General features: G+C 73.5%; 21 protein-coding genes and 2 pseudogenes. 11 read left to right on the forward strand and 12 right to left on the reverse strand.

Annotated features, from left to right (window positions below):
* From narH to narI, 3 genes are read left to right on the forward strand one after another with little or no spacing between them, the layout of a single operon-like run.
* Positions 1-1701, forward strand: coding sequence for a nitrate reductase subunit beta (gene narH, locus ACFXAE_RS15705; RefSeq protein ID WP_384713968.1), 1701 nt, complete (start codon positions 1-3; stop codon positions 1699-1701).
* Positions 1698-2366: a nitrate reductase molybdenum cofactor assembly chaperone gene (gene narJ, locus ACFXAE_RS15710; RefSeq protein ID WP_384713971.1), complete on the forward strand. Its 669-nt coding sequence runs from the start codon at positions 1698-1700 to the stop codon at positions 2364-2366. The genes narH and narJ overlap by 4 nt, the downstream gene beginning before the upstream one ends.
* Positions 2363-3130, forward strand: a complete 768-nt coding sequence (narI, locus tag ACFXAE_RS15715; protein ID WP_384713974.1) for a respiratory nitrate reductase subunit gamma — start codon at positions 2363-2365, stop codon at positions 3128-3130. Before narJ ends, narI begins: the two co-directional genes overlap by 4 nt.
* A gap of 322 nt (positions 3131-3452) precedes the next feature.
* Here narI and ACFXAE_RS15720 read toward each other — a convergent pair whose 3' ends face one another.
* From ACFXAE_RS15720 to ACFXAE_RS15730, 3 genes are all read right to left on the reverse strand, one after another.
* On the reverse strand, positions 3453-4130 hold the full coding sequence (locus tag ACFXAE_RS15720; RefSeq protein WP_384713977.1) for a CBS domain-containing protein: 678 nt from the start codon (positions 4128-4130) through the stop codon (positions 3453-3455).
* A gap of 5 nt (positions 4131-4135) precedes the next feature.
* Positions 4136-4591, reverse strand: a complete 456-nt coding sequence (locus ACFXAE_RS15725; RefSeq protein ID WP_384713980.1) for a Crp/Fnr family transcriptional regulator — start codon at positions 4589-4591, stop codon at positions 4136-4138.
* A gap of 148 nt (positions 4592-4739) precedes the next feature.
* Positions 4740-5009, reverse strand: a complete 270-nt coding sequence (locus ACFXAE_RS15730) for a twin-arginine translocase TatA/TatE family subunit (protein WP_384713983.1) — start codon at positions 5007-5009, stop codon at positions 4740-4742.
* Positions 5010-5153: 144 nt separating this feature from the next.
* Between ACFXAE_RS15730 and ACFXAE_RS15735 the strand changes: the two are divergent.
* The 3 genes and pseudogenes from ACFXAE_RS15735 (at position 5154) to ACFXAE_RS15745 (ending at position 8369) form a co-directional block, all read left to right on the forward strand.
* Positions 5154-5512 (forward strand): annotated as a pseudogene (locus ACFXAE_RS15735) (BlaI/MecI/CopY family transcriptional regulator).
* Positions 5513-6018: 506 nt separating this feature from the next.
* On the forward strand, positions 6019-7353 hold the full coding sequence (locus tag ACFXAE_RS15740) for a hemolysin family protein (RefSeq protein WP_384713986.1): 1335 nt from the start codon (positions 6019-6021) through the stop codon (positions 7351-7353).
* A complete protein-coding gene (locus ACFXAE_RS15745) occupies positions 7350-8369 on the forward strand; it encodes a hemolysin family protein (RefSeq protein WP_384713989.1) in 1020 nt (339 codons plus the stop codon). Before ACFXAE_RS15740 ends, ACFXAE_RS15745 begins: the two co-directional genes overlap by 4 nt.
* Positions 8370-8396: 27 nt before the next feature.
* Here ACFXAE_RS15745 and ACFXAE_RS15750 read toward each other — a convergent pair whose 3' ends face one another.
* Positions 8397-8783, reverse strand: coding sequence for a hypothetical protein (locus ACFXAE_RS15750; protein ID WP_384713992.1), 387 nt, complete (start codon positions 8781-8783; stop codon positions 8397-8399).
* A 176-nt stretch (positions 8784-8959) separates the two neighbouring features.
* Between ACFXAE_RS15750 and ACFXAE_RS15755 the strand changes: the two are divergent.
* Positions 8960-9419: pseudogene (locus tag ACFXAE_RS15755) on the forward strand (thiamine pyrophosphate-binding protein); the annotation flags it as partial.
* Positions 9420-9548: 129 nt separating this feature from the next.
* On the opposite strand, the gene ACFXAE_RS15760 reads toward ACFXAE_RS15755, so the two are convergent.
* The 7 genes from ACFXAE_RS15760 to ACFXAE_RS15790 all read right to left on the reverse strand — a co-directional run bounded on the left by ACFXAE_RS15760 (position 9549) and on the right by ACFXAE_RS15790 (position 15417).
* Positions 9549-10655, reverse strand: coding sequence for a CapA family protein (locus ACFXAE_RS15760; protein WP_384713995.1), 1107 nt, complete (start codon positions 10653-10655; stop codon positions 9549-9551).
* A gap of 15 nt (positions 10656-10670) precedes the next feature.
* Positions 10671-11945: a hypothetical protein gene (locus tag ACFXAE_RS15765; RefSeq protein ID WP_384713998.1), complete on the reverse strand. Its 1275-nt coding sequence runs from the start codon at positions 11943-11945 to the stop codon at positions 10671-10673.
* On the reverse strand, positions 11942-13240 hold the full coding sequence (locus ACFXAE_RS15770) for a glycosyltransferase (protein WP_384714001.1): 1299 nt from the start codon (positions 13238-13240) through the stop codon (positions 11942-11944). Before ACFXAE_RS15770 ends, ACFXAE_RS15765 begins: the two co-directional genes overlap by 4 nt.
* A 128-nt stretch (positions 13241-13368) precedes the next feature.
* Entirely contained in the window at positions 13369-13884 is a 516-nt protein-coding gene (locus ACFXAE_RS15775) for a cellulase (RefSeq protein ID WP_384714004.1), read from the reverse strand.
* A gap of 11 nt (positions 13885-13895) precedes the next feature.
* Positions 13896-14402, reverse strand: a complete 507-nt coding sequence (locus ACFXAE_RS15780) for a SigE family RNA polymerase sigma factor (protein WP_384714007.1) — start codon at positions 14400-14402, stop codon at positions 13896-13898.
* 220 nt (positions 14403-14622) lie between these two features.
* Complete coding sequence (locus ACFXAE_RS15785; RefSeq protein ID WP_384714010.1) at positions 14623-14973, reverse strand: hypothetical protein; 351 nt, start codon at positions 14971-14973, stop codon at positions 14623-14625.
* A gap of 66 nt (positions 14974-15039) precedes the next feature.
* Positions 15040-15417 carry a DUF6479 family protein gene (locus ACFXAE_RS15790; protein WP_384714264.1) on the reverse strand — a complete coding sequence of 126 codons (378 nt, stop codon included), beginning with the start codon at positions 15415-15417 and terminating at the stop codon, positions 15040-15042.
* Positions 15418-15563: 146 nt separating this feature from the next.
* Here ACFXAE_RS15790 and ACFXAE_RS15795 point away from each other — a divergent pair, with 146 nt between their 5' ends.
* The gene (locus ACFXAE_RS15795; RefSeq protein ID WP_384714013.1) at positions 15564-15935 is read left to right on the forward strand and encodes a ferredoxin; all 372 of its coding nucleotides are present in this window, start codon (positions 15564-15566) and stop codon (positions 15933-15935) included.
* A 119-nt stretch (positions 15936-16054) separates the two neighbouring features.
* A complete protein-coding gene (locus tag ACFXAE_RS15800) occupies positions 16055-18310 on the forward strand; it encodes a tetratricopeptide repeat protein (RefSeq protein WP_384714016.1) in 2256 nt (751 codons plus the stop codon).
* Between the two features lie 450 nt (positions 18311-18760).
* Here the strand turns inward: ACFXAE_RS15800 and ACFXAE_RS15805 are convergent, their stop codons facing one another.
* On the reverse strand, positions 18761-19606 hold the full coding sequence (locus tag ACFXAE_RS15805; RefSeq protein WP_384714019.1) for a helix-turn-helix transcriptional regulator: 846 nt from the start codon (positions 19604-19606) through the stop codon (positions 18761-18763).
* Between the two features lie 135 nt (positions 19607-19741).
* On the opposite strand from ACFXAE_RS15805, the gene ACFXAE_RS15810 reads away from it, so the two are divergent.
* Both ACFXAE_RS15810 and ACFXAE_RS15815 read left to right on the forward strand, forming a co-directional pair.
* Complete coding sequence (locus tag ACFXAE_RS15810) at positions 19742-20188, forward strand: nuclear transport factor 2 family protein (RefSeq protein ID WP_384714022.1); 447 nt, start codon at positions 19742-19744, stop codon at positions 20186-20188.
* Positions 20185-21051, forward strand: coding sequence for an NAD(P)H-binding protein (locus tag ACFXAE_RS15815; RefSeq protein WP_384714025.1), 867 nt, complete (start codon positions 20185-20187; stop codon positions 21049-21051). The genes ACFXAE_RS15810 and ACFXAE_RS15815 overlap by 4 nt, the downstream gene beginning before the upstream one ends.
* Positions 21052-21230: the final 179 nt, after the last annotated feature.

Below are 21230 nucleotides of genomic sequence, written 5' to 3' on the forward strand. Positions count from 1 at the left end.
ATGAGGGTCATGGCCCAGATGGCGATGGTGATGAACCTCGACAAGTGCATCGGCTGCCACACCTGCTCGGTCACCTGCAAACAGGCGTGGACCAACCGCACCGGCGTCGAGTACGTGTGGTTCAACAACGTCGAGACCCGCCCCGGCCAGGGCTACCCCCGCCGCTACGAGGACCAGGAGCAGTGGCGCGGCGGCTGGGAGCTCAACAGGAAGGGCCGGCTCGCGCTGAAGGCGGGCGGCCGCTTCAAGAAGCTGGTCACGATCTTCGCCAACCCGGTCCTGCCGTCCCTGGACGACTACTACGAGCCCTGGACGTACGACTACGAGACCCTGACCAACGCCCCGCTGCAGGAGCACACCCCGGTCGCCCGCCCCAAGTCCCTGATCACCGGCAAGGACATGAAGATCTCCTGGTCGGCCAACTGGGACGACGACCTGGGAGGATCGGCCGAGCACGGTGAGAAGGACGTGCTGCTGAACGAGGTCTCGGAGAAGATCAAGCTCGAGTTCGAGCAGACGTTCATGTTCTACCTGCCGCGGATCTGCGAGCACTGTCTCAACCCGTCCTGCGCGGCCTCCTGCCCCTCCGGCGCGATCTACAAGCGGGAGGAGGACGGCATCGTCCTGGTCGACCAGGACAAGTGCCGGGGCTGGCGGATGTGCGTGACCGGATGCCCGTACAAGAAGGTGTACTTCAACCACCGCACCGGCAAGGCCGAGAAGTGCACCTTCTGCTTCCCGCGCGTCGAGGTCGGCCTGCCCACCGTCTGCTCCGAGACCTGCGTCGGCCGGCTGCGCTACATCGGGCTCGTCCTCTACGACGCCGACAAGGTGCTGGAAGCCGCCTCCACCCCCGACGACACCGGTCTGTACGAGGCCCAGCGGCAGGTCTTCCTCGACCCCGACGACCCCGAGGTGATCGCCGCGGCGGAGCGGGCGGACATCCCCCGGGACTGGATCGAGGCCGCCCGGCGCTCCCCGGTGTACGCCCTGATCAACAGGTACAAGGTGGCGCTGCCGCTGCACCCGGAGTACCGCACCATGCCCATGGTCTGGTACGTCCCGCCGCTCTCGCCGGTCGTCGACGCCGTACGCGACACCGGCCGGGACGCCGAGGACCACCGCAACCTCTTCGCCGCCGTCGACGCCCTGCGCATCCCCGTCGACTACCTCGCCCAGCTGTTCACCGCCGGCGATCCGGTACCCGTGGACGCGGTGCTGCGCCGGCTGGCCGCCATGCGCGCCTACATGCGCGACATCAACCTCGGCCGCGAACCGGACGCCTCCATCCCCGAGGCCGTCGGCATGGGCGAGGAGCAGATGTACGACATGTACCGGCTGCTCGCCCTCGCCAAGTACGACGAGCGGTACGTCATCCCGCCCGCGCACGCCGAACAGGCCCACAGCCTCGAGGAACTGGCCACCGAGTGCAGCCTCGACTACGAGGGCGGCCCCGGCATGGGAGGCTCCGGCCCCTTCGGCGAGGCGTCCGGCGGCGCGGCACCCATCGCGGTGGAGAACTACCGCGCCCTGCGTGACCGGCAGCTCTCGGACACCCCGGCGACCCCGGACGACAAGGCGACCCGCGTCAACCTCCTCAACTGGGACGGCAAGGGCAGTCCCCCCGGCCTCTTCCCACCCGGCGACGGCGACCGTCCCAGCAGCCCGGACAGCGGTGGAGAGGCCGAACCGAAGCCATGAGGAACAGACTCAAACTCAGGCTCGCACAGCGCGTACAGGCATGGCACCCGTACGCCTGGCAGCTCCAGTCCCTGCTCCTGGGCTACCCCGACGAGCACCAGGCCGGTCACCTGGCCCTGGCCCGGCGGGCCGCCCCCGAGCTGCCCGCCCCGGTGCGCGACCCCCTGCTCCGCTTCACCGAGCACGCCGAGGGCGCCGGCACCGAGGCGCTGGCCACCGCCTACGTCGCCACCTTCGACCACCGCAGACGCTGCTGCCCGTACCTCACCTACTACGCCCACGGCGACACCCGCAAACGGGGCCTCGCCCTGGTCCGGCTGAAACAGACCTACGCCAAGGGCGGGCTGCGGCTGACCGACGACGAGCTGCCCGACCACCTCGCCGTCGTCCTGGAGTTCGCCGCCACCGACCCGGCGACCGGACTGAGACTGCTCACCGAACACCGGGCGGGCCTGGAACTGCTGCGCCTCGCCCTGCACGACCACCACTCCCCGTGGGCCGGCCTGCTGGACTCCGTCTCCGCGACCCTGCCCGCGCTCGCCGGCGACGAACGCGAGGCGGTCGCCCGGCTCGCCGCCGAGGGCCCGCCCGGGGAAGAGGTCGGCCTCGCCCCCTACGCGCCGCCCCAGTCCATGCCCGTCCCACCGGCAGGAGGCCCCCGATGACCGCACCCGAGCGAGCCGTCACCCTGGCGGTGGAGTCCGGTACCGGCGGCATCCTGCTGTGGATCGTCCTGCCGTACCTCAGCCTCGCGGTCTTCGTCCTCGGCCACGTCTGGCGCTACCGCTACGACAAGTTCGGCTGGACCACCCGCTCCTCCCAGCTCTACGAACGGCGCCTGCTGCGCATCGGCAGCCCGCTGTTCCACTTCGGCATCCTCGTCGTGGCCCTGGGCCACATCGGCGGTCTGGTCATCCCCGAGAGCTGGACCCACGCGGCGGGCATCAGCGAGCACACCTACCACGTCGTCGCGGTGGTCCTCGGCACCGTCGCCGGCGTCTGCACGCTGGGCGGGCTGGCCATCCTGATCTACCGGCGGCGCACCGTCGGCCCGGTCTTCTCGGCCACCACGCGCAACGACAAGGCGATGTACCTCTCCCTGACCGTGACCATCCTGCTGGGACTGGCCGCGACCGTGGCGGCGAACATCGTCGGCGGCGGCTACGACTACCGCGAGACCATCTCGCCCTGGTTCCGCTCGATCTTCTACTTCCAGCCCGACCCGGACCTGATGACCGGCACCCCGGTCCTCTTCCAGCTGCACGCCGTCAGCGCCCTGCTGCTCTTCGCCGCCTGGCCCTTCACCCGGCTCGTCCACATGCTCACGGCCCCGCTGGGCTACCTCACCCGTCCGTACATCGTCTACCGCAGCCGTGACGTCCGGCTGGGCGCCCGCGCACCCCACCGGGGCTGGGAACGCACGGGCTGACCGGACGCGGCGCGGCCGGGGCCGCTCACCGGTCGGCGGGCGTGATACGGCGTCCCGTGAGGCCGGCGGGCCGGACCGACAGCCACGTCCCGCGCCCGATCCCGGTCCACGGCACGGTGCGGGCGCGGGACGTGGCTGTTGTGCCTCGCCGGGCCCCGCGTCCTCCCGCGGTGCCGGCGGCCGGCACGCTCCACCCGCGGCTCACGGCCTCGTCCACATGGCCGGCTTCGAAGGCGGCCTGCGGCCCCACGGCCGCCGCGGGCACCGAGCCGGCGCCGTCCGGGCGCGTCGGGCCGTCTCCTCCCGGCTCGGGCCCCGCCGCTCAGCCGGTGGCCCCGGGGCGCCGCGGCCCGGACGCGCCGCCCGTGAGGCGGAAGGCGACGTCGACCACTCCCTCGACGGCGCGCGCCGCGCGGGCGGCGACGGGCACCAGCGAGGTGTCCCGGATACGGCCGGTGAGGGTGACGACCCCGTCGGCCACCTCCACCCCCACCGGTTCGGGCGGGTCCGGGAAGAGGCGGTCGACGACCTCCCGGCGGATCTCCCCGGCGAGCTCCTCGTCCGTCCGCAGGAAGACCTTCAGCAGGTCGACCCGGCTGACGACGCCCTCGAGCAGACCTGCGTCGTCGACGACGGGCAGCCGCTTCAGCCTGAGCCGGGCCATCACGCGGGCCGCCTGCGCGAGGGTGGCGTCGGCGTGGACGGTGACGGCGGGGGTGCTCATCAGTTCTCCGGCGGTCAGCGCCCCCGCCCTGGCCAGGTCGGACAGCCGGCGCAGCTGGGTGAACCGGTCGGGGTCGCTGTCGCGGAACTCCTCCTTGGGCAGCAGATCGGCCTCGGAGACCACGCCGACGACCCGGCCCTCTCCCTCCAGTACGGGCAGCGCGCTGACCTTCCACTCCTCGAGGAGCCGGACGATGTCCTTGAACGGGGTGTCACGGCCGACGGCGACGACGGCGCGCGTCATGACGTCGCTCACGGTGTGCGGGCTGCCGTTCACGGCCGTCACCCGCTTCCGCTGCCGTACGGGGCGTACAGGTCGAGCAGCCGGACCCGGGTGGCGTGCAGCCGCTGGGCCACCACCCGGCCGACCCACACGGCGATCATGCGGCCGAACTCGGGGTCCTCGGCGCACAGCGTCCGTACGGCCTCCGCGTCGAACTCCCAGGCCCGCACCGGGCTCGTGGTCTCGGCGCCCAGGTGCCACATGCGCGGCGGGTAGTGCCAGGACCAGCCGATCAGCTCGCCGTGGCCCAGCGACTCGATCACGGCCGCGCGGTGACCGGGTACCTGCAGGTCGAGGGCGACGGTTCCGGTCCGGACGATCCAGAACCGGTCGGCGCGCCGTCCTTCCTCGAACAGGCGCGCCCCGGCCGCGAAGGAGACCTCGCGGGCGTTCCGCATCAGCCCTTCACGGTACGCCGCCGGGAGACCTGCGGTCAGAGTGGTGGTGGATGTCATCGCTCCGTCTCCTTCCGTGCCTGCCGCCACAGCGGAACGGCGACTTCGGGCCCCGATGTCAGCGTGGGCCCGGCCGGCAGGAGACGCCACGGGCCGCCCGGCCCCTTCCGGGGGACCTTCGGCCCAACCGGCGGGCGGGGCACCCCCGTCAGCGGGCCGGCCGGCCTTCGGGCGGCGTGTCACCCGTGCGCCCGGCCCGCTCGGCCCCGGGGACGGGCGGCAGTGTCTCCCCCTGGATGATCCGGGGGTTCGCGGGCGCCTCCGGTGCGTTGTCCCCCTGCTCCTTCACCGCGCGGGCCTCGGCCTTGAGGATCCGGGCCGACTTGCCCGCCGAGCGGACGAGTTCCGGGAGCCGCTTGGCGGCGAGGACGGCTATGACGACGACGAGGATGACGGCCAGTTCGCTCAGTCCGAACATGGGTGCGGTGCTCCTTCTCCGTGGCGCGGGCGGTCCAGGCGGAATCTACATCACTGTAGAGGGAAGTGGTGTGGCGTGCGGGGGCCGAGGGCGTCCATACGATGTCTGCCCGGCGAGCGGGCGGCGGCGGAAGGGAGGCGGGGCGTGGCGGAGCAGCGGGAGCGTTCCCGGCGTCGGGGGCAGGGTGAGCTGGAGGTGCTGGTCCTGGCGGCGCTCCGGGAGGCGGACGGCCCGGCGACGGCCTCGCCTGCACGACCGTCATCACCATCCTGACCCGGCTGCTGGCCAAGGGCGTGGTCACCCGGGAGCGTACTGGCCGGTCCTTCGCCTGGACGTCCGCGTCCGACCAGGCGGGCCTGGCCGCTCACCGGATGCGCCGGGTGCTGGACGCCGAGAGCGACCGGGAGGCGGTGCTGGCCGGTTTCGTCACCGGCCTCGGACCGGACGACGAACGCCTCCTGCGGGAGCTGCTGGGCCGGTCGGGGGACGAAGGGGAGGGCTGAAGCCGCCGTGGGGGTGTTCGTCCTGCTGCCGCGAACGTGCGTGTTCCATGCAGGGGGTGCCGCGCACATGGCGGCGCGCAATATGACTTCTACAACCGAGTAGAAGCATAGGGGCCGACCCGGGAGAGACTTTGCGTCTCCTTTACAGTTGGTGTGGAGCCGGGACATCCTGTCTCCGCACATGTCGTCCCACGCGTTCGAGTGCGAACCGTTTCGTACGGTGTCCCGGCCCGGACCCGGCCTCCGCCCGCACCGCCGAGGAACTGGGCGCGCCGCCCCGGCACTCGGCCGCCGAGGACGCCCGGAGACGGACTCCGCCGGACGGCCGGACCGGTGGCCCCGGCCACCGCTGCCGGGAACACGATTCCGGCTGGAACCGTTATCCATCCACACACCCACAGAAGGAGCACGTACTTGTCCGCCAGACCGACGGACCCACCGGGGCACAGTCCCGGACCATCCCGCCAGGCATTCCCTGAGCACGGCACACGGCGGGATGGTGTTCGATGAGTGCCGCGAACGCCCTCCTGGGCCTGCTGGCCGTCTTCGTCCTGACGGCCGGCACCGGATACTTCGTCGCCCAGGAGTTCGCCTACGTCTCCGCCGACCGCCTCGCCCTGGCACGCGAGGCCGAGTCCGGGGACCGCAAGGCCGCCCGCGCCCTGACGGTGCTGGAGCGGCTGTCCTTCATGCTGTCGGGCGCACAGCTCGGCATCACCGTCACCGGACTGGTCGTCGGCTTCATCGCCGAGCCCTCGGTGTCCGCCCTGCTGCGGCCCGCGCTGTCCGGCACGGGTCTTCCCGGCGCGGCCGTGAGCGGCATCTCCGTCGTGCTGGCCTTCGTCCTGGCCACGGTCGTGCAGATGGTGCTGGGCGAGCTGGCCCCGAAGAACCTGGCCCTCGCCGTACCGGAGCGGCTGGCGAAGGCCCTGGCCGGCTCCACACTGGCGTATCTGAAGGTCGTCGGCCCCCTCGTGCGCGTCTTCGACGGGGCGGCGAACAGGCTGCTCCACCGGGTCGGCATCGAACCGGTGGAGGAGCTGCACCACGGCGCCACCCTGGAGGAGCTCGGCCACCTCATCGGCGAGTCCCACGAGCGGGGCGCACTGCCCGAGGACACCGCCGCGCTGCTCGACCACGCCCTGGAGTTCTCCGACCGGACGCTGGACGAGGTGATGGTGCCCCGTGTGGACGCGGTCTTCGTCCGAGAGGACGCCACCGCCGCCGAAGCGGTCGACCTCATCGCCAAGTACGGCCACTCCAACTACCCGGTGCTCGGCGACCACCCCGACGACGTCGGCGGCGTCCTCGGCGTGGCCGAGCTGATGCGCCTGCCCGCGGACCGGCTGACCGCCACCACGGCCGGCGCCCTCGCCCGGCGCCCCCTGCTGCTGCCCGACACCCTTCCGCTGCCCGACGCGGTGACCCAGATGCGGGAGCGGGGCGACGAGTTCGCGGTCGTCCTGGACGAGCACGGCGGTGTGGCCGGCATCGTCACCTACGAGGACATCGCCGAGGAACTCGTCGGCGACATCGCGGACGAGACCGACACCGTCACCGCGGTCGCCGTCGCGGACGGTGACGGCTGGCTGGTGGACGCGGGCCGCCGGGTGGACGAGGTGGCCGAGGCCACCGGCGTCGAACTGCCCGAGGAGGAGGACTACGACACCGTGGCCGGCCTGATCGTCGACCGGCTCGGCCGCTTCCCCGCCATCGGGGACCGGCTCACGGTCGAGCTGCCCGACGGCGCCGCCGCCGTGATCGACGTGCGCACCCTCGACCGGCACGTACCCGACCGGGTACGGATCCAGCAGGCCCACGAGACGGAGGAGCAGGCATGAGTTTCCCGATGGCGCTCTTCGTCACCGTGCTGCTGCTGATCGGCAGCGGATTCTTCGTGGCCGCCGAGTTCGCGCTGGTCGCCGCCAAGCGGCACCGCATGGAGAAGGCCGTGGCCGAGGGCCGGTCGGGCGCCGGGGCCGCCCTCGCCGGTATGCGTGAGCTGTCCCTGATGCTGGCCGGGGCCCAACTGGGCATCACCGTGTGCACACTGGGCCTGGGCTCGGTGTCCAAGCCCGCGATCTCCCACGAACTCGACCCGCTGCTGCACACGTTGGGCCTGCCGAACGCGGTCAGCTACGGCGTCGCCTTCGCCGTCGCCATGATCGTGGTCGTGTTCCTGCACATGGTGGTCGGCGAGATGGCCCCCAAGTCGTGGGCCATCGCCCACCCCGAGCGGTCCGCGATGCTGCTCTCGCCGCCCTTCAGGGCCGTGGTGAGGGCCGTACGGCCGCTGATCCGGCTGCTGAACGCGGTGAGCAACGCCCTCGTACGACTGTGCCGGGTCACCCCGCGCGACGAGCTGGCCTCCGTCCACAACCGGGAGCAGCTCACCCATCTGGTGGCGGAGTCCGAGCGGCTCGGCCTGATCAGCGAGACGGACTCGGAGCTGCTGACGCGTTCGCTGACCGAACCGCAGACCCCGGTACGGGAGCTGCAGGTGCCGGCGTCCGAGATCGTCTCGGTGGACGGCGACGCCGGCGTCGACGAGATCCTGCGCGTCGCCGCGGCCCGTGACCGCACCCGGCTCCTGGTCCGCGAGCACGGCACGGTTCTCGGCTCGGTGCACGCCCGTGACGCCGTGGTGGCCCGCGCCCGGGGACGGGCGGCCGGCGCCCGCGCCCTGGCCCGCCCGGTGCCCGAGCTGACGGACGACGCCACGGTCGCCGACGCGATCGACCTGCTGCGCCGCCGCCGGGCCTCGCTGGCCGTGGTCCGCGACGGCTCCGGGCGGCTCACCGGCATGGTGAGCCTGGACGATCTGCTGGCCCGCTTCCTGCAGCCGCGGACGGCGTAACGGCGGCCCCGGCGGGGCCTTCACCCGTCACCCGTTCATCCGGCGGCGTCGCTCGTTGTGCCAGGCGATGGCCCGCCGGATGTCCGGTTCATGCAGTCCGGTCCGGCAGGCGAGCCGCTCCATGGTGAGCGCCGGCGGGCCGGACGTCAGCACGCGGGTGATCTTGGCCGCCCAGAGCTCCTCCTGCACGAAGGGGCGACGCCGGTACATCTCGCGGATCGCGTCGAGGTGCGCCTCGCCGCACGCGGTCACCCGGCGCAGGCCGTCGCACCAGTCGTCGGTGGGGTGGGCGGAGGACGAGTCCGGAACGTATCCGCTCACCGCCTCACCGGCCGGGAAGGTTCTCGCACAGAGATCGCACAGCTCCAGCGGGAGGGTCCCGGAACGCCGTGCGTGCTTCCTGCGCTTCCACATCAGGGCTCCCGGTGGCCGGATGCGGCCAGCGTACTGCGGGACACCGGTGCCCGGCCCGGTGGGCGCCACGGTGTTTGTACCGGGGACGCACGGTGACCCGTCACCCTTCCCGGCAGCGTGGTGCGCGGCCGGAACAGGCGGGCGCGCATCAGCGGAACGGAAGGCCGACGGCCGGCATGAAGGTTTCCGATTACATCCTTCAGCGCTTGCGCGAGCGGGAGGCGGACCACGTCTTCGCCTATGCGGGCGACGGCATCAACGGCCTCCTGGCGGCGTGGGGACGGGCCGACGACAACCCGAGGTTCGTCCAGTCCCGGCACGAGGAGATGTCCGCGTTCCAGGCCGTCGGCTACGCGAAGTTCTCCGGCAGGGCCGGTGTCTGCGCGGCGACTTCGGGACCCGGCGCGATCCACCTGCTCAACGGCCTCTACGACGCGAAGCTCGACCACGTCCCCGTCGTCGCGCTGGTCGGACAGACCGACCGCAGCGCGATGGGCGGCTCGTACCAGCAGGAAGTCGACCTGCAGAACCTGTACGAGGACGTCGCCTCCGACTTCTGCGAGACGGCGATGGTGCCCGAGCAGCTGCCGAACCTCATCGACCGCGCCTTCCGCACCGCCTGCGCGCGGCGCACGGCCCGCACCCGCTGCCGGAACGCGCGGTGCGCCTCGTGTCCGGACGCCTCCCCGCCGACGGGACACACCGGCGGCCCGCCTGCGCCGTCGGCGGCGCGCCCGTGCCTCCCGGCGGGCGAGGCCGAAACGGTCACCGGGGGACGGGAGCGAGGGTGAGCGCGCCGTCGGTGCCGAGGGCGATGTCCACGCCGCTGATCCGGTCGAGCGTCTCCCGCAGCCAGGTCCGCTCCTCGTCCGCGGCGGGTTCCAGCCGCATCCGCCGCGCCCTCAGCGGCACCATGCGCAGCCCGGACGGCCGCCCGCCGTCCGGGGCCACCGACAGCAGACAGGCGAGCCGCAGGTCGTCGCGGTACTCCTCGTAGCCGGTGATCCCCTCGTAGTCGTCGACGAAGTCGCCGCAGCCGTACAGGATCAGCCGGCCGCGGTACATCTCGACCGGGCGGGGGTGGTGCGAGGAGTGGCCGTGGACGACGTCGACACCCCCGTCGACCAGCGTATGGGCGAAGCCCACATGGCTCCGTGGAACATGGTGGCCCCAGTTCGAGCCCCAGTGCACGGACACCACCACGGTGTCACCGGAACGCCTCGCCTGCCGTACCCGCCGGACGACCGCCTCCGCCGTGGTGGCCGAAGGCTCCGCGAGGTACGCCACTCCGGACCGCTCCGCCGTCGCCGCCCAGCCCGGCGGGATGCCGCTCGACATCGTCCCCAGGGCGAAGACCAGCACCCGGCCGCCGTTGACGGGGACCACCGCCGGCGCGTACGCCTCGTCGGCGTCCCGTCCCGCGCCCGCCGTCCTCAGACCCGCGCGGTGGAGCACGTCCAGCGTCTCCCGGAGCCCCGGGCGGCCGAAGTCGAGCACATGGTTGTTGGCCAGGACGCACACGTCGGGCCGCGCCACCGCCACGGCGGGCGCGTTGGCCGGGTTCATCCGGTAGTGGACGGCCTTCCCGGGCGCGAACGCGTCGCTCCGCGTGACGGAGGTCTCCAGATTGATGATCCGTACATCCGGGGCGGCCTCCTCCAGCACCTCCAGCGCCCGGCCCCACGGCCACGAGAAGGGGACCGGGCGGGGAACCGGGCCGCTCACGGCCTCCGCCAGCTCCACGTAGCCGCGGGCGTCCCGCATCCAGTCCTCCCGCAGCGCGGGATCGCCCGGGTACGGAAGGACCTGGTCGACACCACGCCCGAGCATCACGTCCCCGCACAGGAACAGCGTCACCGTCCCGGTGTCCATGCCTCCACCGTAGGACTACGGCACACCCAGTTCGAACAGGACGTATCCCGCGTACGAGCCGGAGGCCAGGGCCGCCGTGCCCAGCACCGTGGCCAGCGAGGGCCACCTCAGCCGGCGCATGGCCAGGGCGAGCGGGACGAACAGCGGGAACAGCGGGAGCAGATAGCGGGAGACGTTGCCGAAGTACTGCTGGGTCGCCATCACCATCAGGTACGACAGCACCGTGTACACGACGAGGACGACGGGCGGCCGCAGCCGCACCAGCAGCACCGTCAGCACCGGCACCAGCAGCACCACCCCGACCCCGATCAGGTCCTCCACGGGCATCGCGAACCGGTAGTCGAAGTGCCCGACGGGTACGGAGGTCAGCACGTCGAGACTGTGCCGGCCCCAGTCGAACTTGTGCGCCCAGGCGCCGTCCTGGAGCTTGTTGTAGCCGCCCCAGTCGCCCATCCGGTAGCCGACCCAGCCCAGGTAGCCGACCGCGCCCAGCGGGGCGATCGCCACCGCGGCCAGCGGGCGGCGGATGCCCTCCTCGCGGCGCCGCACCGCCAGCAGCCCGGCGACGGCGAGGGCGGCGACCAGGGTGACGGCGGTGGGCCGGGCGAGGCCGGCGGTGAAGGTCAGCACCCCGGCGGTGAGCCAGTGACGGGTCATCACGGCGTAGCAGGCCCAGGCGGCCAGCGCCGTGTACACGGACTCGGAGTACACCGCCCACTCCGCGCCGGAACCGGGCCACACGGCCCACAGCCCCACGGCGATCAGACCGGCCCTGCGCCCGCCGAGCCGGGCCGTGACGGCGTGGATCCCGAGCGCCGCGACGAAGGAGAACACGACCGACACGGTCATGCCGGCGCCGTACGGGCCGAGCCCGGTGACCTCCGAGACCATCCGCATCAGCGCCGGGTACAGCGGGAAGAACGCCGCCGAGTTGCCCTCGAGGGTGATCAGCCCGGTGGCGCCGGGTATCGGCTCCAGCGCCGGGTCGTAGCCGTGCAGGGCGATCTGCTGGTACCACCAGCCGTCCCAGCTGCCCAGGACGTCCCAGGTGTGGGCGCCGCCGCCGAAGCGCGGGTGCTTCTCACGGAAGTCGCCGGCCGAGTCCAGCAGGAACATGAAGACGGCGAAGCCCACGAGCTTCAGCACGCCGTACATCGCGAGGACGGGGCCGTAGTGCGCGGCGGCGCGGCGCAGCCGCTCGCGCGGGTCCGGGACGGCCGGCGGGGCGTCCTCGGGCCGGAGCACGGGGGACGGGGCCGGGTCGGCCTGGCCGGCCGGGGCGGTGGTCATGAGGTCGGGGATCCTGTCGTACGGCGGGAGCGGCGGCCGGGGAACACCCAGGCCCGCAGGAGAAGGAAGCGCAGCAGGGTCGCGGCGAGGTTGGCGGCGATCAGCGTCAGCAGCTCCACCCGGGGCCCGGCCCCGGGAGCCGTGCGGTGCAGCACGGCCAGCGAACCGCTGGTGAGGGCGAGGCCGACCAGGAACGCCGCCAGCCCCTTGAGCTGATGGCGCAGCACCCCGGTCCGGCCCCGCACCCCGAAGGTGAGCCGCCGGTTCGCGGCGGTGTTGGCGACGGCGCTGGCCAGCAGGGCCAGCGCGTTGGCCGCCTGGGCGCCCGAGACGGGCCGGAGCAGGCTGTACAGCAGCAGGTGGAACAGGGTGCTGGCCACCCCGACCGCGGCGAAGCGGACCAGCTGCGGGACCAGCGCGGGCGGCAGCCCGGCGGCCTCGTCGAGTTCCCCGGGGCGGCGCAGCGCGGCCAGCGGCAGCCGGCCGCCGGCCAGCGCACGTCCCAGCCGGGCCATGCCGCGCAGGTCCGCCAGCGCCGTGGACAGGATGTCGACCCGGCTGTCGGGGTCGTCCACCCAGTCCACCGGCACCTCGTGGATGCGCAGCCCGGCGCGCTCGGCTATCACCAGCAGCTCGGTGTCGAAGAACCACTCCCGGTCCTCGACCAGCGGCAGCAGCCGCTCGGCGACGTCCCGCCGTACCGCCTTGAAACCGCACTGGGCGTCGGAGAACCGCACGGCGAGGGCGCCGCGCAGCAGCCCGTTGTAGCAGCGGGAGATGATCTCCCGCTTCGGCCCGCGCACCACCCGGGAGCCACGGGCCAGGCGGGTGCCGATCGCGATGTCCGAGTGCCCGGAGATCAGCGGGGCCACCAGCGGCAGCAGGGCCGCGAGATCGGTGGACAGGTCCACGTCCAGATAGGCGAGCACCGGCGCGGACGACCGGGACCAGGCGGTGTGCAGGGCGCGGCCGCGGCCCTTCTCGGCCAGCCGTATCCACTCCGTCCCCGGCAGCTCCCGGGCCAGCCGCTCGGCGATCGCCGGGGTGCGGTCCGTGCTGGCGTTGTCGGCGACGGTGATCCGGAAGGTGTAGGGGAAGGTCTCCGTGAGGTGCGCGTGGAGCCGCCGGACGCAGGGCTCCAGGTCGTTCTCCTCGTTGTGCACGGGCACGACCACGTCCAGGACGGGTTCCGGATGGTGCGCCGACAGCGGCGCCCGGCGCTCCAGCGCCACCTGCGCCGCGGACGCGGCGGACGATCGGCGGTCGGTCGGTGCCGACCGCCTCGCGGTTCTCATGACGGGTTCACGGTCTCTTTCCGGCGTACGGCATGACGGGGCCCGGGGGGCATGCCGGATGCGCCCGAGTGATGGTCGGGGACACGGCCCGGTGCGGCTTTCGCCCACGGGCGGGACGGCGACGCGGTCTAACCGCTGCCGGGCGGCTCCTCGTCGGCCGAGGCGGAGGGCGACCGCGCCGGTGGCGTGGACGGCGGGGCGGTCGGCGGCGGTGCCGTCGTGGTCCGCCCGGTCGCGCCCTGTGCGGTGGACGGCGGGAGAGAGGTGGGCGTGCCGCCGTACCCGGGCGCCGTGGTGCCGGCGCCCGTGGTCCCGGGCGTGCTCGTCGGTGGCCGCGACACGCTCGGATCCGTGCTCGGGGCGGACGTCGCCGGCGCCGTGGACACCGGGGGCGGCGTCGGACCGGTCGCCGGCAGCGGCCCGCGGTCGGCGGGCAGGGACCGGGAGTCGGTGCCGGGCAGCAGGGCCAGCCCGACGCTCAGCCCGGCCACCGCGAGGGCCGACCCGCCGGCCCGCCACAGCAACCGGGACCGGCGGCGGACCCGGATGCCCTCGTACAGCCGCTCCTGGTGCTCGGACCGGAAGGGAGCCGGCCGCCGGGTGTCGCGCATCATGCGCGTCAGCTCACGCTCGAAGTCGTCCATCGCTTCTCCCTTCACCCCACGGGCCTGACGGAGTCGGACAGGATCTGCCGCAGCCGCGCCACCCCGCGCGACGCGTGGGAGCGCGCGGTGCCCACCGGGCAGCCGAGGGCCTGCGCCACCTGCCCCTCGGGCAGGTCCTCGCAGTAGCGCAGCACCACCGCGGCCCGCTGCCGCGGCGGCAGCAGCGCCAGCGCGGCCTCCAGCCGCGAGCGCTCCGCGACGGCCGACGACACGTCACCCGGCCCGGCCCGGTCGGGCAGCTCGCCCACCGGGCGCTCCCCCCACCAGCGGCGGCGGGCCGAACGGGCCGCCATCCGCACCAGCACCTGGCGCACGTACGCCTCCGGGGCCTGCTCGGCGACCCTCGGCCAGACGAACCACAGCTTCACCAGGGCCTCCTGGACGAGGTCCTCGGCGCGCTGCCGGTCGCCGCCGGTGAGCAGCCGCGCGACATGGAGCAGCGCCGGCCAGCGGGCGGCCACGAACTCGTCGAAGCCGTCCACCCGAAACCGCTCCATCCCCACCGCCCCGTGTCCGAACAACCCCTTACACCTGAGACAAAGACTCATGACCCGGCGAAACGATGCACCCAAGTGCTGTGATCCGCCTCACTTCGAGCGCGCCTCACTTCGAACGCGTCTCACCCCCGGACACGCGAAAGGGCGGGCCGTACGTCCATGACCGCGTCACAGCGATCGACGGACGTACGACCCGCCCCGGGGCGGTGGCCGGTCCTGCCTACGTACGGTCACCCTTCGGCTTGCCCCGCTGGTCCGGGGTGCCGTGCGGCGGCGGGCTGGACGGCTGCGGCGAGGTGGCGGGCGAGACGGGGGACCCGGCCCGGCCGGCGCCCTGCTCGGGGCGCAGCGCGCCGGGGTCGCCCGACGTCGGCTCGGCGCCCGCGTTCAACTGCTCCAGCCGGGCCGACAGCAGCTGGGTCGCCGGGACCCGGTCGGCGTGCGACCGCTCGTAGGCCAGCAGCTCCTCGACCTCGCCCGCGGACAGCGAGCGGATCCGGCTCTCCAGCCCGCCGATGGGCAGATGGTCGTAATCGGGCAGCGGCAGGGTGTTGCGGGCGGGATCTGCCATGGCTCTCACTTCCCTTGTACGACATTGTCGGCCCGCCGACGGCGGACCGCCGGGGGAGCGGGACGGTCAGTGGCTGCCCGGTCCGCCACTGCCGAACGCCCCGCTGCTGTCCTCGTCCCAGCGGGGCCGCTCCTGCGACGCGCTCGTGCGGCTGCCGGCGTTGCCGTGGCCCTTCAGCTCGTGCGGCAGCAGCCGCTCGTCGCTCCTGGGCACCTCGTCCGGCTCCCGCCGCTCCCGTACCTCCCGGACCGGGCCGCCCTCGGGCATCCGGGGCTGCTCCTCCGGGCCGGGCCGGCGCACCTTGCTGTTCCTGACCCGGCGGCTGCCGAACACGAACATGCCGATCAGCAGCGCCACGACCACCACACCCGCCACCACGAGCCCCGCACCGAGGGCGCCGCGTCCCGCGGCGAGGTCGGCCGTCTCCATCCACGCGGTGTTCATCATGGCCCGCGAGTACCCCCGGTCACGTCCGCCAACCTGCCCATCTCACCGCGCCGCGCAGGTGCCCGGTGCGGAGCCCCGAAAACCGCGCGGAACCCTTGCGGGCACCGGGTTTGACCCCCAGGGGCGGCGGCTACCCGCGAGGTGTGACGACGACATCCCAGGAAGAGCTGTTCCGGTTCCTGGAGGACCGTTTCGCGTGCGCCCAGGCATGCACCGAATGCGCGCGGGCCTGCGCGACGCGGGCGAGCCTCGTGGACCCGGACGGCACCGAGAACCAGGAACTCGTACGACGCAAGGGCATCATGTGCGCGGAGGTCTGCGACGCGACCTGCCGGGTGCTGTCCGAGCAGAACCAGGTGGACGAGGCGACCATCCGCGTCCAGGTGGAGTGGTGCCGCCAGGTGTGCCTGGAGAGCGCGCGGGTGTTCGACGACTGCTCCGGAGCGGAGGAGACGGCGCAGGCGTGCCGAGGCTGCGCACGGGCCTGCACGGAGTTTCTCGCCACGCTGAACTGACCCGTCGGTAAGCGATGCGGACCGGGCGTCGCGGCACCGTACAAACTCGGGCGAGTTGTCGCCATACTGGACGAGCCAGGGGAGGGCGCGGCGGACTGCGACGGGGGCGGGCGAAGGAGATGGGGGACAGCAGGCTGATCCATGGCCGGTACCGGCTGATCGACCGGATCGGACGCGGCGGCATGGGGGAGGTGTGGCGGGCACGGGACGAGTCACTGGGGCGGCAGGTCGCCGTGAAGTGCCTCAAACCGGTCGGCCCGCAGCAGGACCAGTCGTTCGGCCGGGTGCTGCGCGAGCGGTTCCGCCGGGAGGCCCGGGTGGCCGCGGCCCTGCAGCACCGGGGGATCACCGTCGTACACGACTTCGGGGAGTCCGAGGGCGTGCTCTATCTGGTGATGGAGCTGCTCCAGGGCCGCAACCTCAGCCAGCTCCTGGAGGACAACAAGCAGCACCCGCTGCCGGTCGACGAGGTGGTGGAGGTCGCCGAGCAGGTCGCCGCGGCCCTCGCCTACACCCACGACCAGGGCATCGTGCACCGGGACCTCAAGCCCGCCAACATCGTGCGGCTGGACGACGGCACGGTGAAGATCTGTGACTTCGGCATCGCCCGCCTCGGCCACGACATCGGCTTCACGTCCCGGCTGACCGGCACCGGCGTCGCCCTGGGCACCCCGCACTACATGTCACCGGAGCAGATCAGCGGCTCGGAGGTGGACCGGCGCAGCGACCTGTACTCCTTCGGCTGCGTGCTGTACGAGATCGCCACCGGTGTACCGCCGTTCGACCTCGACGACGCCTGGGCGATCCTCGTCGGGCACCGCGACACCCCGCCCCGCCCGCCACGCGGCCACCGTGCCGAACTGCCCGAGCGGCTGGAGCGCATCATCCTCGACCTGCTGGCCAAGGAGCCCGGCGGGCGACCGGACAGCGCCCGTGAACTGGCCCGCCGGATCGGCGCGCTGCGGGCCGCGGTGGCGGCCGGCCCGGGCCTCGCGGGCCCGCCCGGACGCGCGGCCCTTCCCCCACGCTTCGAGGAGCCCGAGCCGGTGGGGCGCGCGGCCCGGCTGCCGTCCTGGACCCGCGGCATGACCACCGGACACAAGCCGGCCGGAGCGGGACCGCGTGCCGCGCCCCCCGACCCGGCGGCCGGCCTGTCCGGCGAGTGGATCGCCCGCCCCGTCACCGGCCCCCGCGCGCAGCCCGCGGCGGACGAGCCGCCCGCCCCCGCACCGGAGGCGCTGACCGCCCTGGCCGGACGGCACAACGCGGGCCTGAGCCTGGGCCGCCTCGGCCGCTGGACGGAGGCGGGGGAGGTGCACCGCGCGGTCGCCGCCGAGCGCGAGCACCTCCTCGGCCCCGACCACCCCGACACCCTCGCCAGCCGCTACGAGGTCGCGTTCACCCTCAGCCGCACCGGCCGCGCCGCCGACGCGCTGCGCGCCTACAAGCAGGTCGCCGAGGCCCGCATCCGCGCGCTCGGCCCCGAGCACCCCGACACCCTCGCCGCCCGCCAGGAGATGGCGTACGCCCTGGCCCAGCTGGGCCGCCCCTTCGACGCCCACCAGGTCTACCTGTCGGTGCTCGCCGCCCGCGAGCGGACCACGGGCCCCGACCACCCCGACACCCTGCGCTGCCGCCACAACCTCGCCTTCAGCCTCAGCCGGCTCGGCCGCCTGGAGGACTCGTACGGCATGGCGTGCGAGGTGGCCGCCGCCCGCGCCCGGGTGCTCGGACCCGAGCACCCCGACACCCTCGTCACCCGGTACGACGTCGCCTACGCCCTCGGTCGGCTGGGCCGCTGGACCGAGGCCCTGGAGATCTACCGCGAGGTCGCCGAGGCCCGGGCCAGGGCCCTCGGCCCGGACCACGCCGACACCCTCGCCGCCCGCTACGAGACCGGGATCAGCCTGGGCCGGCTCGGCCGCACCGGCCAGGCGCTCGATCTCTACCGCGGCCTCGTCGAGGACCGCACCCGCGTCCAGGGACCCACCCACCCCGAGACCCTGCGCGCCCGGCACGGCATCGGCGTCAACCTCGGCCGGCTCGGCCGCTGGGTGGACGCCCTCGCCGAGTCCCGTGAGGTGTGCGCGCTGCGTGAGCGGGTCCTCGGCCCCGACCACCCGGACACCCTGGTCAGCCGCCGCGAGGTGGCCGTCGGGCTGGGCTGGCTGGGCCGCTGGGCGGACGCGCTGGCCGAGTACCGGCGGGTCGCCGAGACCCGTGAACGCGTCCTCGGCGCGGACCACGCCGACACCCTCGCCGCCCGCAACGACGAGGCCCACTGCCTGGAGCGGCTGGGCCGCGGCGCGGAGGCGGCCGAGCTGTACCGCCGGGTGGCGGCACTGCGGCAGCAGTGGGCGGCCGGCGGGGCGTGAGAACCCGGCCCGTCTCCGGCCGGTGCGGACGTTGTCGCCGTTCGACGTACTGGCGGACGATCGCCCATGGTGCTCCGCCACATGTGGCCGAGAAGCACGAGGGCGGCCACATGTGCCCGTGCGTGATGGTGAGGTCGATGCGGCCGGTGGACTCTCCCCGGCCTTCGACCGGGAGGCACCCCCAGCCGTATCCGGTGGACGGAGACACGCTTGAGGCTGTTGACCGGCTCAGACCCACGCTTGGAAGGCAGGACGGGCTCAGTGGGTGTTCGCACCGGACACAGCGACGGCCAGAGGGATGCCCTGGGCCTCGGACAGCACGTGCAGTCCAGCTCGCCCGGCACGCCGAGTCCGTCCGGGATCGTCCGGTGGAGCCGACGCCACAGCCGCGCCCGGGTCCACCGTGGACAAGGGTTCTGCCACCCCGCCCCGCCCGACCTGGGCCAACGGTCACGGCGTCGGGTCGGGAGGGCCCAGCTGGGCCAGTGCGGTGGCGCTCGGGCTGCCGGGATCTGCGGTGTAGAGCACCAGCCGCAGGCTGGTACCGGGCATGAGCAGGGTCTGACGGTCCAGTTCCAGCTCGCCGAGCTCCGGATGATGCAGGCGTTTGCGCAGCGTCGGCCGGGGGCGCACGTCGTGGCTGCGCCAGCCGGCGACGAAGTCCGGGTCGTGCGCGGCGTACTCGTTGACCAGCTCGCCCAGCGCACGGTCCGCCGGGTGGCGGGCGCCGGCCGCGCGCAGGTGGGCGGCGGACTGCCGGGCGAAGTCGCCTTCCGCGCCGACGGGTGCCGAGCAGAGGGTGCCGCCCAGCCGGATGGCGAGGCGCACGGTGTTGCGCTCGTGGACGGGCAGCCGCGCGAAGTCGATGATCAACGCGGCCGCCGCAGCGTTCCAGGCCACGATGTCCTCCAGGTCGTTCACCAGGTAGGCGGGTATCGGCCCGAGCCGGTGCAGCAGTCGGCGTGCATCGGCAGGCACCGGCGCACGATCGGCGTCCGTACTGGGCGGGATCTGCCCGGCGAGCCGCGCCAGGTGCTCACGCTCTGTGGTGGTGAGGCGCAGCGCCGTGCCCAGCGCGGTCAGCACCTGCGGCGACGGACGCGGCGCGCGGGCCTGCTCCAGTCGCTCGTAGTAGCTGGTGGACACCCCGGCCAGGGCGGCCACCTCTTCCCGGCGCAGCCCGGGGGTGCGCCGTGCACGCAGGCCGGGTGGGTGGACGGCCGTGGTCGGCATCCGGGCCGGGTGCAGCGCCTCGCGTCGGCGGCGCAGGAAGTCGGCCAGTTCTCCTCTGCTCACCCGGCCAGGTTGGCACAACGGCACTCGGCTTAGCCACGGACCAGTGGTCCGGGGCTCACTGGTGCGTTCCACGGTGCCGCCCCGTGCGCCCACTCTGGTGCGGTCACACGACCTGCTGAACGCTGGAGAACCACCGTGCCACCACGCACTTGCGAAGAGACCTTCCGCCGGCTGCTGGAGCTGCTGCCGGCCAAGGACATGGATGCCATCGCCGATCTGTGGGCGGAGCACGGCACCGCCGAGTTCCCCTTCGCCGAAGGGGCCTCACCGAAACAGCTGACCGGACGTGAGGCCGTCCGGGACTATCTGGCCGGCTACCCGGACCTGATGGACGTGCAGGCGATCCCGACCGTCACCGTGCACCACACGGACCAGCCGGACACCATCGTGGTGGAGTTCACCGCACACGGCCGCACGGTGGCCACCGACGAGCCGTACCAGTTGGACTACATCACGGTGCTCACCACCCACCACGGCCTGATCACCCGTTACCGGGACTACTGGAACCCGCTGACCGCCGCCTCAGCGGCCGGCACGCTGCCCGAACTGCTCGGCTCGCTGCGTTCGCAGGCCATCCGATGACCGGCGTGCTGATCACCGGCGGCACCGGGAAGACGGGCAGCACCCTGGCCGGACTGCTCCGCAAAAGCGGTGTACCGGTCCGGGTGGCCAGCCGCACCCCACCGGCCGACGCCCCGGACGCGGTTCGGTTCGACTGGAACGACCCGGCCACCCATCCGGCCGCGCTGCACGGGATGGACCAGGTCTACCTGGTGCCTCCGGTGAACACCACGGACCCGATGCCGCTGGTCGAACCGTTCTTGGCCGAGGCCGAACGCCTCGGCGTGCGCCGGGTGGTGCTGCTCGGCTCCGCCATCGTGCTGCCCGATGCCCCCGGCGCGCTGGAACTGGCCGCGCACGTGCGGGCCCGGCCCGGATGGGTGGTGCTGCGCCCCTCCGGGTTCATGCAGAACTTCCTGGCCCCCCACCCGCTGGGTGAGCGGATCCGGCGACGCGGCGAGATCCGCACCGCCGCCGGAACCGGCCGGGTGGGCTGGATCGACGCACGAGACATCGCGGCGGCCGCCGCCGCACTACTGACCGACCCCGACGGCCACCCCGACGACCGGCGTGACCACCTGCTCACCGGGCCGAGGGCGCTGAGCTACCAGGACGCGGCACAGATCATCACCCACCACACCGGGCGACCGGTCCGGGTCGTGCCCCTCGGGGTCGCCGAGCAGGCGGACACCTACCGTGCGTCCGGCATGCCGGACGCCTTCGCGAACGCCCTCGCCGCCGTCGACGCCGACATCCGAACCGGCCGGGACGACCAGGTCAGCACTGCGGTGCTGGACCTGACCGGCCGCCCGCCCCGCACCTTCGCCGAGTTCGTCCAGGACCACGCGTCCCAGTGGGCGAACACCGGGACCCCCGAAGACTGACCGACACCTGTCTTCGAAGAACCGGGCCGAGGCCCGCCTCGAGGCCGCACGCCGGCACGCCGAGGTCGCCGACCGGCGCCGGGACCGGCACCCCAAGGCATCCACCCGGATCATCCGCGACAGCCAAGCGGTGTACGGGGAAGCTCGCGGTGTCCGGTCTCGGCCGTACCCGGCCGGCC

It is taken from the genome of Streptomyces sp. NPDC059454 (assembly GCF_042749965.1).
In the GTDB taxonomy this organism is placed as follows: domain Bacteria; phylum Actinomycetota; class Actinomycetes; order Streptomycetales; family Streptomycetaceae; genus Streptomyces.

Coding starts and splice junctions, on each gene's coding strand:
- narH (WP_384713968.1), top strand. CDS start 1: ATGAGGGTCATGGCCCAGATGGCGATGGTGATGAACCTCGACAAGTGC.
- narJ (WP_384713971.1), top strand. CDS start 1,698: ATGAGGAACAGACTCAAACTCAGGCTCGCACAGCGCGTACAGGCATGG.
- narI (WP_384713974.1), top strand. CDS start 2,363: ATGACCGCACCCGAGCGAGCCGTCACCCTGGCGGTGGAGTCCGGTACC.
- ACFXAE_RS15725 (WP_384713980.1), bottom strand. CDS start 4,591: ATGACATCCACCACCACTCTGACCGCAGGTCTCCCGGCGGCGTACCGT.
- ACFXAE_RS15730 (WP_384713983.1), bottom strand. CDS start 5,009: ATGTTCGGACTGAGCGAACTGGCCGTCATCCTCGTCGTCGTCATAGCC.
- ACFXAE_RS15740 (WP_384713986.1), top strand. CDS start 6,019: ATGAGTGCCGCGAACGCCCTCCTGGGCCTGCTGGCCGTCTTCGTCCTG.
- ACFXAE_RS15745 (WP_384713989.1), top strand. CDS start 7,350: ATGAGTTTCCCGATGGCGCTCTTCGTCACCGTGCTGCTGCTGATCGGC.
- ACFXAE_RS15750 (WP_384713992.1), bottom strand. CDS start 8,783: ATGTGGAAGCGCAGGAAGCACGCACGGCGTTCCGGGACCCTCCCGCTG.
- ACFXAE_RS15760 (WP_384713995.1), bottom strand. CDS start 10,655: ATGGACACCGGGACGGTGACGCTGTTCCTGTGCGGGGACGTGATGCTC.
- ACFXAE_RS15765 (WP_384713998.1), bottom strand. CDS start 11,945: ATGACCACCGCCCCGGCCGGCCAGGCCGACCCGGCCCCGTCCCCCGTG.
- ACFXAE_RS15770 (WP_384714001.1), bottom strand. CDS start 13,240: ATGAGAACCGCGAGGCGGTCGGCACCGACCGACCGCCGATCGTCCGCC.
- ACFXAE_RS15775 (WP_384714004.1), bottom strand. CDS start 13,884: ATGGACGACTTCGAGCGTGAGCTGACGCGCATGATGCGCGACACCCGG.
- ACFXAE_RS15780 (WP_384714007.1), bottom strand. CDS start 14,402: ATGGAGCGGTTTCGGGTGGACGGCTTCGACGAGTTCGTGGCCGCCCGC.
- ACFXAE_RS15785 (WP_384714010.1), bottom strand. CDS start 14,973: ATGGCAGATCCCGCCCGCAACACCCTGCCGCTGCCCGATTACGACCAT.
- ACFXAE_RS15790 (WP_384714264.1), bottom strand. CDS start 15,417: ATGAACACCGCGTGGATGGAGACGGCCGACCTCGCCGCGGGACGCGGC.
- ACFXAE_RS15800 (WP_384714016.1), top strand. CDS start 16,055: ATGGGGGACAGCAGGCTGATCCATGGCCGGTACCGGCTGATCGACCGG.
- ACFXAE_RS15815 (WP_384714025.1), top strand. CDS start 20,185: ATGACCGGCGTGCTGATCACCGGCGGCACCGGGAAGACGGGCAGCACC.